Here is a 13,553-nt window from a genome sequence, read left to right on the forward strand (position 1 = left end):
TGAACTATGAAGTTTATTAGATTATTATCTAAAGATGATGAAATGTTTAGTGAGGCTATGAATTTATATGGAAAAAGCTTTCCTTCTCATGAACAAAGAGAAATTGAATCTCAAAAAGAAATATTAAAGGATGAGGAATATCATTTTGATTTAATTTATGATAATGATAGCTTTGTAGGTATTATTCTTTATTGGGAAACATTAAATTACATATATATTGAGCATTTTTGCATAGAGCCTAATATGCGTAATAAAAAGTATGGGGAAAATGCACTTGAATTACTTAAGGAAAAGAAAAAGACAGTAATCTTAGAAATTGACCCACCTATAGATGAGATATCTATTAGAAGAAAGTCATTTTATACAAGGGTTGGATATAAAGAAAACAAATTCAATCATATCCATCCCCCATATAGCAAATTAAATAAAGGTCATTCACTATCAGTTATGTCATATCCTAATCTTTTGACTGAAATTGAATATGATAATTTTAATTCCTATTTAAAGGATAGAGTTATGAACATTGCTTATTAAGAAGATATAAATACATCACCTTTACCTACTATTACGATTCTATAATCTGGCTTCAAAGGTAGTAGATTATATTTATCAGAATTCTGGGAAAGATGAATTGATTGTAACAAATTTTGGTTTTCATCAAAAACCTGAATAAAAGAAGTATTCACTTTTGAAACATTTTGAACTATATATTTATTATCAGATGAAAAGTTAAAGTCAGTTGCTTTATAAACACCTTCTTCAAATATGTTTACAGCGGATACTAACTGAGGAGAGACACAAAATAACAGGGATAAAGAAATTAAGGATATACTTATAAATTTTTTCATAAAAACAAAACCACCTTTCGGTATTATTTTATCTAAGTATATATTTAAATATACAAAGAAGAAGATGAGTAAAGCTAATGGAAAAATAAATTCTAAAAGCTCTAGTAATGCATCTTCATTTAGAGTTTCAATTCTTTATATAGGAGCATGTTCAATGCTGCATTTACTCTCCAATTAGTCTATAAACATTTATATATTGTTTTAAATATATAAAGAAATAAACATATATTCATATAAAGATATAAACATATATTTATATAAATACATAAATATATGTTTATATAAATATGAACTTAAAGTTTTGCCTCACAAGGAATTTATAAAATGAATTTCAAAATAAATTCTCATAAGGACAATTCTAAGTCTGTAGAAATATCACCAGAGAGGAAGCCCTCATGTTCATCCCTTTGAATAGATTTCCTAATTATATAAAAGAACTAAAAAATAAATATCCACCAACTTTTTTGTGAAATAATCCTTTATGTTCTATTTTTATTTTTCATAAATTTAGTTTCATCTAGATATTTATGAAATGTCAAATATTTAAATTTAATAGTGTTTATATTAATTATTCAATATGGAAACATAATTTTTCTTGATAACATAAAGGTATTATAAAAAAGGAGGAAGATATATGGATAATACTGTATTGACTATGGATATAGGAGGAAGTTCTATTAAGTATGGAATATGTAATTTACAAGGAGAATTCTTAAATAAGGGTTCAGTTAAAACACCATTAAGGTCATTAGAGGATTTAGTTAAGGTTATTAAAGAGATTCACAAAAACTATGAAGATGTTATTGGAATTGCTATATCAATGCCTGGAGTTATTGATGTTATAAAAGGAATTGCAATTACTGGTGGAGCTTTAACCTATATTGATAACACACCACTAGCTGAAATAATAAGCAAAGAGATTAAGAAGAAGGTTGTTATAGCCAATGATGGTAAGTGTGCAGCGTTAGCAGAATTAGGATTTGGAAATTTGAAAGGTATTAAAAATGGAGTTGCAATGATTCTAGGAACAGGAGTAGGAGGGGGGATAGTAATAAATGGAGAACTTTTAAATGGAAGTAATTTCTCAGCAGGAGAATTTTCTTATGTAAATACAAATATAGAACAAGTTTCTAATATAGATTATTCAATGGCTTGTCAACTTGGAATTAGAGGAGTTTCAAAAGCAGTTGAGGAAACTTCTAATTTAAAGGATTTAAGTGGAATTGATATATTTAAGTTAATAAAAGAAGGTAATAAAGATGTAGAGAGGGGATTCAAAAATTACTGCCGTAAATTAGCAAGCAATATTTATAATATAATGTATATATTGGATCCAGAGCGATTTGTAATTGGGGGAGGTATATCAGCAGAGCCTTTGCTATTTACTTATTTACAAGAAGCGTTAGATGATTTGTATAATGAATTCTCTATAAAGTTAAGAAAGCCTGAGATTATGCCTTGCAAGCATAGAAATGATGCTAATTTAATAGGTGCTTTATATAATTTTCTTAATATTAAGATATAGACATAGAAATATTAAAAATTAATTACCCTCTCATGTAAAGGTTTGCTATGATGAAATTGTAAATTAATTCAGTAATAATTATTCTAAATAGTGAGTAGCGCGCATCATGATTTAGACATACAACAGGAGGAATAATATGAAATTTTTTAATAGTTTTCAAAATGGACTTGAGAAAATAGTTGGTCCCTTTGCGGAAAAGGTTGCAAATAATAAGTTTATTAAAGCTTTAACAGAAGGCTTTATGTGTACTATGCCTATTACTTTAGGGGTTGCTGTAATTGCAGTTTTAGGGAATTTACCAATAGAACCATGGACTAATTTCTTAAACAACTCTGGATTGTATAGTGTTGCACAAGAGGTTATAGCATTAACCTTATCCCTTCTAGCAGTATATGTTGTTGCTGCTATTGCTTATTGTTATACAAAGAATGAAGGGGAGAATGGAATAGTAGGAGCAGTAATTGCTTTAGCTTCATTTTTATTATTGATGCCAGTACAAAGTGTTATGTTACCTGATAGTGCAATGCCTTCTTCAATGTTGTTAACAAGTCAAATGGGTAGTGATGGTATTTTCGTGGCTATTATTGTAGGTTTATTTATTCCATGGCTATACTGTTTTCTTATGAAGAAAAATTTAAAACTAAAATTACCTAATTCTGTACCACCAATGGTTGCTCAATCTTTATCACCAACATTTGTTTCAATGATAATATTTACATTAATGTTTGCAATTAAGTATGCTTGTGCTCAATCTTCTTTTGGAGATATTTTCTCTTTAATAACTACAGTAATTGGACAACCAATTGCTAAGTTTGGAGCATCACCTATATCTTTAATTTTAGTATTTACGCTAATGAACTTAATTTGGTTCTTTGGAATTCACCCAAATACAATTTTAAGTTGTTATATGCCAATATTAATGATGGTAAGTGTAGCAAATACAGAAGCATTTACTAATGGACAACCTTTACCATTTTTATTATTTGCTATTTTAGGAGGATGTATACAAATAGGTGGAGCAGGTAATACATTAGGTTTATGTATTGCAACTATATTTGCAAAATCTGAAAAATATAAAACTATGAGAAAGCTAGTAATTCCAGCAAATATATTTAATATAAATGAACCAATTATATTTGGTTTTCCAATAATGTTAAATCCATTATATTTTATGCCTATGGTATTGAGTCCTATAGCATCTGGATTAGCAGTTATAGGATTATATAAGATACTTCCAATTACAATTAATCCTGCAATATCTATGCCTTGGGTAACACCAGGATTTGTAACAACGTTTTTCCAAGGAGGAGTAAGCTTATTATTACTATGGCTTATATCATTATTTATCCACTTTATCTTATACCTACCATTCTTCTTGATAGATGATAAGAATGCATATGAACAAGAGAAAAAGCAAGAAATGGAAGTGAACAATTAAAATGGCGAAAATTAAATGTAATGTTATATCTTACACATTAATGAGAACAGTTGAAATAGAAGTAATTCTTCCAACAGTAACAATTCCAGAAAGTTTAATGAAGGCTGGGGATATTCACCATGAATATCCCGCAAAATTCCCTGTAGTATATTTATTACATGGATTTGGAAATAACCAAAGTCAATGGACAGGATATACTAATGTAGAGCTTTATGCAGAAGAAAGACAAATAGCAATAGTAATGATATCTGGAGAAAATAAAAATTACATTGATATGGGAAAGGATTTGTTTGAAAAATTCATAGAGGATGAGTTACCAGAATTTATATGCAATACTTTTCCAATATCTAATAAGAAGGAAGATAGCTTTATAGCAGGATTATCTATGGGAGGCTTTGGTGCATTATATCATGGAATATTAAACTCAAATAAATATAATGCAATAGGAGCATTTTCTCCTGCAGTTAGAATGCAGAATAATCCAATAAATATATTTGAAGTATTAGAAAAGGCTAAAGAAGCACCTAAAATGTTCATTGCTTGTGGAGAAGAGGACTTTGTTTATGAAGATGTTAAGGACTTTGTAAATAAAATTAAAGAAAAAGGGTTTGATCTTACATGGATAAGTGCAGATGGATATGAACATGAATGGAGATTTTGGAATATATGCATAGAAAAGTTCTTAGATTGGATTGAAAGAACTGATTATTATAGTAATAAAATAAGAAAAATCTAAGGAGGAATAGAAATGGGTTTTCCTAAAGAATTTTTATGGGGTGGAGCAACAGCTGCAAATCAATATGAAGGCGGGTATTTAGATGGAGGTAAAGGATTAGCTTGTGCTGATACTATTACTGATGGGGATATGAAGACACCTAGAAAGATAATGATTGAACTAGAAAATGGGGAAAGAAAGTTTATTAATAGGTTTGAGGATGTACCAGCTAATGCTAAAGCAGTAATAGATGAAAACACTTATTACCCAAGTCATGTAGCAACAGATTTTTATCATCATTATAAAGAGGATATTAATTTACTTGGTGAAATGGGGGTTAATTCTTTTAGAATGTCTATAAACTGGTCAAGAATATTTCCAAATGGGGATGATGAAACACCAAATGAAGAGGGATTATTATTTTATGATAAGGTATTTGATGAATGTCATAAAAATGGAATTGAGCCAATAGTTACAATAAATCATTTTGATCTACCTCTTAATTTAGCTATTAAATATGAAGGATGGTTAGATAGGAGGACTATAGGCTTTTTCACAAAATATTGCGACACAATATTTAACAGATATAAGGATAAGGTTAAGTATTGGATGACATTTAATGAAATAAACTTCCTAAGGGATTATTCAACTTTAGGTATAACAGAAGCTTCAAGGTATGATAAGCAACAACAAGCAATTTATCACCTTTTACTTGGAAGTGCTAAGGCTGTAACTATAGGGCATAGTATAAATCCAGATTTTAAAATAGGATTAATGATTGCTAATATATTATTTTACCCTGAAACTTGTAATCCTAATGACTCTATGAAGGAATTATTAATGGGAAGAGACTTTAAGGACTTTTACTATGATGTTCAATGTCGTGGTTATTATCCATCATATAAGCTTAAAGAAATGGAGAGAAATAACTTTACTCTTTTAAAAGAAGAGGGGGATGATGAACTTTTAAGAGATGGAGTAGTTGATTATATTGGTTTTAGTTATTACAACTCAACAGTTATAACAACTAGAGAGGATTCAGATAAAAGTAGAGGAAATCAATTTGCTGCTGCAACTAATCCTTATTTAGAAGAATCGGAATGGGGATGGCCAATAGATCCAGTAGGGTTAAGAATTGTATTAAATAGATTATATGATAAATACCAATTACCTTTAATGATTGTTGAAAATGGACTAGGTGCCTTTGACAAGATTGAGGAAGATGGTTCAATAAATGATGATTATAGAATTGATTATTTAAGAAAACATATAGTTGAGATGAAGAAGGCCATAGAATATGATGGTGTTGATTTATTAGGCTATACTCCATGGGGATGTATAGATCTTGTTTCAGCAGGAACAGGAGAAATGAAAAAAAGATATGGATTTGTTTATGTAGATTTGGATGATAAGGGACAAGGAACTTTTAAAAGATATAAAAAGAAGTCTTTTGAATGGTATAAGAAGGTTATTTCTTCAAATGGTGAAGATTTAAATTAATATATGATAGAATATATTTGGGTGATTTTATGAAATTTAGTATAGATAGTGAATATGAAAATTTAGTTCCAAATGATATTAGAGTAACTGATGTAAATAGATATTGTCTTCTAACAGAATCCTATGGAGTTAATGAGAGTACAAATACTATAGATGCTCATTGGCATGAATGGTTAGAAGTAATATATATATTAGAAGGAGAAATGACCATTGAATATGAAGGCGGTTTATTTAATGTAAAGAAGGGAGAGGTATGTGTAATTGGCTCTCAGGCTTTACACAAAATCGTAGGAGCAAAAGGAGTATATAGATTTCAATGCTTGCATATAAATAATGGATTTATTATTAAAAATATAAATAGTGTAGTATTTTCAAATAAGATTTTTAAGATAAATGAAAAAGAAGTATTTTTAAAGTATTTTAATAATATAGTATCTCTTATAAATGAAAAGAATGCAGTAGCTATTATGAAATATAAGGCTAACCTTTTACTATTACTTTCTCATTGTATTGAAGAGAAAAAGTTAGATAAAAATGAAAATGGCAATTCACCATATAGTGATTCTTTTACAAGAATTTTATTTTATATTAATATACACTTTAAGGAACAATTATCATTAAATGATTTATCTAGAGAATATAATTATACACCACAATATATATCTTCATTGTTTAAGAAATATTTAAATGTAACTTTTCATACCTATTTAACTAAGGTAAGATTAGATAGAGCTAAATTTATGTTATTTAGTTCTAATAATAAAATAATAGATATTGCGTATGAATGTGGTTTTCCTAGTGAACAATCTTTTATTGCGCAGTTTAAAAAAGTTTATGGTTTAACACCAGCTAGTTATAGAAAGAAAGACGGTTCTTAATTTTTTAAGAGCCGTTTTTATATTAGTGAATAACGCTTAGGAAAAATACTAAAAATCAGATATTATAATTAAAGTAGATAAGAGGGGAAATATGAAGATAATTATAAGAGCAGATGACTTAGGAATTAGTGAAGGAGTAAATTATGGAATTTTAAAGTCTATAAAAGATGGAATAGTTACTTCAACTGGAATAATGCCAAATATGAAATATGCAGAACATGGTTATAATTTAGTAAAAGATACAGGTGTTTGCATAGGACAGCATACTAATATCTCTTTAGGTAGACCACTTATGGAGCCAGACTTAATTCCATCATTAGTAAATGAAAGAGGGTACTTTTATTCTAGTAAAGAAATAAATGAAAGAACAGTTGACAGTATTAGCATTTCAGAATGTGAATTAGAGATAGAAGCACAATTAAATAGATTTATAGAAATAACAGGTAAAAAACCAGATTATTTCGAAGGACATGCTGTATTCTCCCAGAATTATTTTAAGGCATTAGAAAATGTGTCAAAAAGACATGGATTATTTTATGATATTCCAGGATTTAATAAAGAATGGGAAAAGGAATATGGAATTACTTCATTAGGCTTTGTAAAATTAAATGAAGAAGGCTTATATGATGCATATAAGTATTTTGAAGATAATCTTGAGACAATGAAGAAGGAAGAGTGTACAATTGCAATTTTTCATCCAGGATACTTAGACCAATTTATATTAGATAATTCATCATACACTAAAATAAGACCAATGGAATGTGAGTTTTTATGTAGCCAATGGGTAAAGGAGTTCTTATATGAAAATAACATTAAATTAGTGGATTTTAGAAATTATAGGGACTAGATATGCAATTTATATAAAAATAAGAGGCTTGTTTGCGCAAGCCTCTTATCTATTTTAATATATATGAAAGTTTAAAATTTGAAATAAAAAATAAGACATGGAATAGTTCCAGGTTTTAAACATTATAAGTATTATTTATAAATTCATTAAAAGGAATTTTCATTTTATCTAATGCTGATTTCTTTTTCTTTACAGCAGTAGAGTAGTTAAGATTTTTAAATGCAGCATATTCTCTAACTGTATGTTCCTCAAAGACAACAAGATTAACTAATTCAAGTTCATCTTTGTTTAGCTCCTTAAAAACATGTTTAATAAGCTGAGCATCTATAATGTCTGACTCCTTTTTCTCATAAGCACACTCCTCAGGTTTAAGAAGAGATTCTAAGTCTGTAGAAATATCACCAGAGAGCAATCCCTCGTGGTCATCCCTTTGAGTAGATTTCCTAAGTATATATTTAAAGTTATTTTTTATAGCATTAATAGAATAAGCAACAAATCTATGTTTGCTTGTATCATATTTAGCTATGCAGTTAAAAAGGATTCTATAGGATTCACTAATAAGATCCTCCCTTTCATATCCAGGAGCAAATACCTTTTTAGTAAGCCCATATATTATTGGTTTGAATTCTTCAACAAGAATTTCTTGTGCTTCAATATCTTTTTCCTTTGCAAGCTTCACTAAAGTTTCAATATACTTATAATCCATAAACATCACCTCTTTTATTATATATGCAATTGTTGCATATATCACATTTTTGGGCATTTTTAACCTCTAGGAAAGTATAAAATTTTAAATTGCTATAAATTAAAGGCATTAATATCTATATATTTTATATCAAGGAGATGATATAGTTAAAATGAAAGTGAGGGTTAATATATGAATGGAAAAATAATATTAAATTTAGCAATTAGTTTAGATGGATACATAGCAGATGAAGATGGTGGATTTGATTGGATAGTTGGAGATGGTAGCCCTACATTAAATACAGAAAACAAAATTGACTTTCCTAAGTTTCTAGAAGGTATTGATGTTGTAGTTATGGGTAGAAATTGTTATGATCAAAATTTTCATAAAGACTATAAGGATAAAGATGTATATATAGCAACCTCAGATGATATGGATGATTATGAAAATTATCATTTTATAAAAGGGGATATCTGCAAACAAATAAGTGAGTTAAAGGCAGAAGGAAAGAATATATTTTTATTTGGCGGAGGCAAAATGATTGATCCCTTTATTAAAGATGATATTGTAGATGAATATATTATAGGAATAATACCTACTATTTTAGGAGAAGGAAGAAAGCTATTCCTTGGAAATGGCATTAAAATAGATCTGAAACTTCAGGAGTATTCAGTTGAGGATGGGATTGTAGTAATGAGGTATTCAAAGAGAAATAATTAAGTGATAACAAAGATTTTAGATTAGGAAGTTAGAAAACTAACTTCCTTTTTACTTTGTATGAAATAATTTGTAAAATAATTTGGGATTTAATAGGGTATTTGGGAGGAATATGAAGGTTAATATAGAATTTTAATAATATGAATAAGGTATAAAAAGGCAAGTATTAGCTTATGGGGAGAGTAGGCCATTATGAAAAAGAAAGAGCGTAAATTATATCTTAAACTGAATGTAAGAATGTTTGGGGAGTTTCGAATATCAAATGAAGATGGCATGTTAAATACAGAGAGTATTCGTTCAGAGATGCTGACAAGATTACTCACTTATATGTTATGTCATAGAAACAAAAGATTAACAGCTCAGGAACTTATAGACGTGCTATGGTCAGAAAATGAAAGTGAAAATCCAATTGGAGCCTTAAAAAATTTAATGTATAGACTTAGAAATTGCTTAAAAAAAGTATGGGGTGATTATGAGTTTATATTAACAGGAAAGGGTACATATAAGTGGAACCCAGAAATTGTTTTGAATGTTGATACAGAAAAATTTGAATATTGTTGTAAGAATATGATTAATGCTGAAAGTGTGGAAGAACAACTGTGGATGGGAAAAAAAGCAATTGAATTATACCAGGGGGTATTTCTTCCTAAATTGTCAGAGGAATATTGGGTAATATCCATGTCTACATACTATCATTCTATGTATTTGGATATAGTGAAAAAACTAGTAAGACTTATGGAAAAAGAAAAGAGATATTCAGAAGTAGAAGAGGTATGTCAAAAAGCTTTTAAGACAGAGCCATTAGATGAAGAAATTCATTGTTTTATGCTGAGAGCATTGATTGCAAATAATAAACAGAAACTGGCTTTAGAACACTATAAACAGACGGAAAGATATTTATATGATGTAATAGGAGTACGGCCGTCAAAAGAAATGCAGGAGATTTATGAAAAACTGCAACAAATACAGCATGACCATGAGAGTAATATAGATGTTATTCAAGAAGAATTGAAAGAACAAAAACTTCCCTCTGGAGCTTTTTTGTGTGAATATGGAGTGTTTAGGAAAATATATATATTGGAATCACGTAGTGGTAAAAGGATGGGGATTTCTGTTCATTTGGTATTGATTAGTTTACAGCCTAATTTTCAAATATCAAAAGAAGATGGGAGCTATCTTAATGTTATAAGAGAAGAGATGGAGGTTTTGAAAACAACTCTGCTTAATTGTATGAGGTCTAGTGATGTTATTTGCAAATATAGTGTGAATCAGTTTTTAGTAATGCTTCCAGCTTGTAAATATGAAGATGCAAAGATGGTTATTGAACGGTTAAAGGATCAGTTTTACAAAATGGAAAAAACAGATAAAGTGATATTACAATATAGTATTTGTGAAATTGATGATATATAAACTAATAATATTATTATTTAGAACTGGAAATATGCCAGTTCTTTTTTTGATGTATAAAAAATATAAAATCAAGGATAGTAATTTTATAATTTCCTTACCTTTAGTAAGAAGGGAATAGATATTTATTTTTCTGTGACTTGGAGCTTGCGACGGAACAAGCAAAATAAATATCCACGCCACCTTTTTTGTGACCGTTATGTGACTTTTAGTTAATATATTATAACTATAAAAGTTAAAAATGTAATTGTTTGTTATAATCTGATGAATAATGAGTAAATTAAAAAAATGATTGGAGGAAGAAGAGCCATGAAAAGTAATAAGATGAAGAGAATATTAGTAGCCATACTTTGCATGGTAGTGGTGTTATCCAGTAATATTTCGGTGTTAGTAGAAGGAAAAAGTATTTCAACAGTTGAAATAAGTGCTGGTGAAAATGGGGATAACAACCCTCACAATCAGTTAGGCAATGATTTGAAAGAAACAACAAACAAAGTAGTAGAAAAAGCTTATAACTATGATGGAGAAGAACCAGATTTATCATTAGGTGTTTATCCAGAGCGTTATAAAATTTGGAGAGATGAGACTGACAGAGAACACTCAAATGAGGGGGAGCAAAATAGATATACCTTTGGTGATTTTGGAGAAAGCTACGATATATTTAATATCTTAGCTAGGTACAATGCTTTTACCTTTGATTCATATGAAGGTACACACATTGTTGGACCAGTTGCAGCTGAGGGGAATGTTAAGGTTTCTATAGGTGGCACTACAACAAATGTAGAGTATCCACATACAGTTCCTTCTTATATTGGCGGAAATGCTGAGAATAGTAATACAATCATTACAACTTCTAACATGCCAATATTCATTAATGGAAATATAGAAGCAAACAAGAGATATTGGACAATGCAAGAATCTAACACTTCACTTTATTACAATTATTATTATACAAATGATAATTACAAATACATTGATATGGAAGTGGCAAAAGAAAAAATTATTCAGCAAATGCAAGACTTAAAAGATTTTCAAGGAATTGATGTAACAGGGCATTATATGAAGAAAATTACAATCACTGATAAAGATATAGAAGAAATGAAAAACTTACCTCCAGGTGAAATTATTGAAAAAGAAGGATATACCTTAGAAAATTGTGGATCAGGAAGTTATAATTACGGAATTCGATTGAAACTTGGATATAACTTTGAAATTTCTTCAGTTAAAGATATTGATTATATTATTTATGATTATGAAAGCTTACATGAAGTAGGTAATATGACAACATTTATAAATATCTTAGATTCTGGAGAATTTAATATGCCAGCTATATTTAAATCAGTTTCTGATAAATTAGGAGATAAATTAGCTATTATTGGATCTGGAAATATAAAAGATGCTTATCAATTTGCTTCTATTGAGGTTGAAGAGGCCTTTAATATTGTTGGGTTTTTCCCTAATGCAACTAAAATTACAGTAGGGGGAAGTATGAACAAATATGTTGGACATCTAGTAGCACCAAAAGCTTATGTTGAAATAAATAGTGGTGACTATAATGGTACTATGATTGCCAATAGTATTAAATCAAGTGCAGAAGGACATATGTGGCCATTTAATGTTAGGTCTTTATTTGAATTTAGAAAAACAGTAAATGGATCAATACCAAATGAGAATGAAGTGTTTAAATTTAAAATAGAAAATATTTCAAAGCCTGAAACTGCAGAGAATATTCCAATTCAGTATGCTGAAAATAGTCCAAATGGTTTAGTTACATTTGATCTTTCAGGTTTAACAAAGCGAGGGGAGTATATTTTCAAGATTTCAGAAGAATATACCAACACTCAGTACATTAAAAATGATAATGTGTATTATGCTAAATTTAATGTTTTACCATCAACAAGTACAGCAGGTGGTGTTAATATGTCAGCAAAGCTTGAAGGTTTTTATGAAGATGAGAAATGTACAATAAAGCATGATATGAATGGTAGTAATGTATTGTATAACAACTTTAGAGATCTTAAGGTTCAAAAGAAGTGGACTGACACAGAAGGAAATGAGTTGGACAAGCAATATTGGAAGCCAGTATCAGTTGAAATTCATAGAAAAGCAGTTAAAGATGAAGCTTTTCAGCCAACTGAAGGTACTGTTGTAGATAATGTGGACATTAATGAACTAAAAAATAATACATTGGTAGAAAAAGTTACATTAAGTGAGGATAATGACTGGAAGCAAACCTTAATAGGAAATCAATATTTCTCATCAAAAATCCTAGAAGAAGATGGAAAGATAGTAAAATATGATTTTAGCTATTATGCAAAAGAGGTAGATGTACCAAGTAATGCTACTGTAAGCTATGAAAATAATGATGGAATTATTATTGGATGCATTATAGTTAAAAATCAAGTGGATTCAGTAGATTTGACTATACAGAAAAAGAGTAGCACAGGTAATAATGATTATCTATCTGGTGCAGAATTTAAACTCTATAAATCAAGTGATTTAAATGCACCATTAAAATTTACATTAAATAATGGTTATTATGTATTTAATGTAAATGGAGATAAGGAAACATTATTAACAGATGGTTCAGAAACAGGTAAAGACATTGTTGGATTGTTAAAATTAAAAGATTTACCTTTTGGTGATTATGTTATACAAGAAACAAAACATCCTGAGGGGTTTGTAATTAATAGTCAATTTATCTTTATTCATGTTGATAGTAAGGGAAGCTATTATCAATTAATGGGTGATGAAAAAGTTCCTAATGAGACCATGGAGAAAGTAAACATTAATCATACATCCACTGATTTTAGTATTAAATTAGAATTTGCCGTTGAAAATACACCAAACATTGAGGTTCCAGAAACAGGTGGTACACCTAATGATATATATAAGAAGATTGGGTTATTGCTTACTTGTTTGGGAGCTATAATGCTTACAGTATATGAGGTAAAGTTCAATAAAAATAGAAAAAAGATAGGGTTCTAAGTAAG

12 protein-coding genes are annotated in these 13,553 nt (G+C 29.0%); 10 read left to right on the forward strand and 2 right to left on the reverse strand.

Annotated elements, in window-relative coordinates; genetic code table 11:
• Positions 1-6 precede the first annotated feature (6 nt).
• The gene (locus DR024_RS10395) at positions 7-534 is read left to right on the forward strand and encodes a GNAT family N-acetyltransferase (protein WP_055183748.1); all 528 of its coding nucleotides are present in this window, start codon (positions 7-9) and stop codon (positions 532-534) included.
• Here DR024_RS10395 and DR024_RS10400 read toward each other — a convergent pair.
• On the reverse strand, positions 531-848 hold the full coding sequence (locus DR024_RS10400; RefSeq protein ID WP_055183749.1) for a hypothetical protein: 318 nt from the start codon (positions 846-848) through the stop codon (positions 531-533). The genes DR024_RS10395 and DR024_RS10400 overlap by 4 nt on opposite strands.
• Before the next feature lie 634 nt (positions 849-1,482).
• On the opposite strand from DR024_RS10400, the gene DR024_RS10405 reads away from it, so the two are divergent.
• The 6 genes from DR024_RS10405 (at position 1,483) to DR024_RS10430 (ending at position 7,751) form a co-directional block, all read left to right on the forward strand.
• Positions 1,483-2,373: an ROK family protein gene (locus DR024_RS10405; RefSeq protein WP_055183750.1), complete on the forward strand. Its 891-nt coding sequence runs from the start codon at positions 1,483-1,485 to the stop codon at positions 2,371-2,373.
• 136 nt (positions 2,374-2,509) lie between these two features.
• Positions 2,510-3,811: a PTS sugar transporter subunit IIC gene (locus tag DR024_RS10410; protein WP_111918692.1), complete on the forward strand. Its 1,302-nt coding sequence runs from the start codon at positions 2,510-2,512 to the stop codon at positions 3,809-3,811.
• Position 3,812: 1 nt separating this feature from the next.
• Positions 3,813-4,547: an alpha/beta hydrolase gene (locus DR024_RS10415; protein WP_111918694.1), complete on the forward strand. Its 735-nt coding sequence runs from the start codon at positions 3,813-3,815 to the stop codon at positions 4,545-4,547.
• A gap of 12 nt (positions 4,548-4,559) precedes the next feature.
• Complete coding sequence (locus DR024_RS10420; RefSeq protein ID WP_111918696.1) at positions 4,560-6,026, forward strand: glycoside hydrolase family 1 protein; 1,467 nt, start codon at positions 4,560-4,562, stop codon at positions 6,024-6,026.
• Positions 6,027-6,055: 29 nt separating this feature from the next.
• Positions 6,056-6,904, forward strand: coding sequence for an AraC family transcriptional regulator (locus tag DR024_RS10425; protein ID WP_099329842.1), 849 nt, complete (start codon positions 6,056-6,058; stop codon positions 6,902-6,904).
• 91 nt (positions 6,905-6,995) lie between these two features.
• Complete coding sequence (locus tag DR024_RS10430; RefSeq protein ID WP_111918698.1) at positions 6,996-7,751, forward strand: ChbG/HpnK family deacetylase; 756 nt, start codon at positions 6,996-6,998, stop codon at positions 7,749-7,751.
• 115 nt (positions 7,752-7,866) lie between these two features.
• Here the strand turns inward: DR024_RS10430 and DR024_RS10435 are convergent, their stop codons facing one another.
• Positions 7,867-8,514: a sigma-70 family RNA polymerase sigma factor gene (locus tag DR024_RS10435; protein ID WP_111918700.1), complete on the reverse strand. Its 648-nt coding sequence runs from the start codon at positions 8,512-8,514 to the stop codon at positions 7,867-7,869.
• A gap of 114 nt (positions 8,515-8,628) precedes the next feature.
• Here DR024_RS10435 and DR024_RS10440 point away from each other — a divergent pair, with 114 nt between their 5' ends.
• The 3 genes from DR024_RS10440 (at position 8,629) to DR024_RS10450 (ending at position 13,548) form a co-directional block, all read left to right on the forward strand.
• Positions 8,629-9,156 (forward strand): dihydrofolate reductase family protein, encoded by a 528-nt coding sequence (locus tag DR024_RS10440; protein ID WP_111918702.1) that lies wholly within the window; start codon positions 8,629-8,631, stop codon positions 9,154-9,156.
• 189 nt (positions 9,157-9,345) lie between these two features.
• Positions 9,346-10,563 carry an AfsR/SARP family transcriptional regulator gene (locus tag DR024_RS10445; RefSeq protein WP_049180091.1) on the forward strand — a complete coding sequence of 406 codons (1,218 nt, stop codon included), beginning with the start codon at positions 9,346-9,348 and terminating at the stop codon, positions 10,561-10,563.
• 306 nt (positions 10,564-10,869) lie between these two features.
• Positions 10,870-13,548, forward strand: coding sequence for a collagen-binding domain-containing protein (locus DR024_RS10450; RefSeq protein ID WP_172458938.1), 2,679 nt, complete (start codon positions 10,870-10,872; stop codon positions 13,546-13,548).
• Positions 13,549-13,553: the final 5 nt, after the last annotated feature.

The sequence above is a fragment of the Clostridium paraputrificum genome, from assembly GCF_900447045.1.
In the GTDB taxonomy this organism is placed as follows: domain Bacteria; phylum Bacillota; class Clostridia; order Clostridiales; family Clostridiaceae; genus Clostridium; species Clostridium paraputrificum.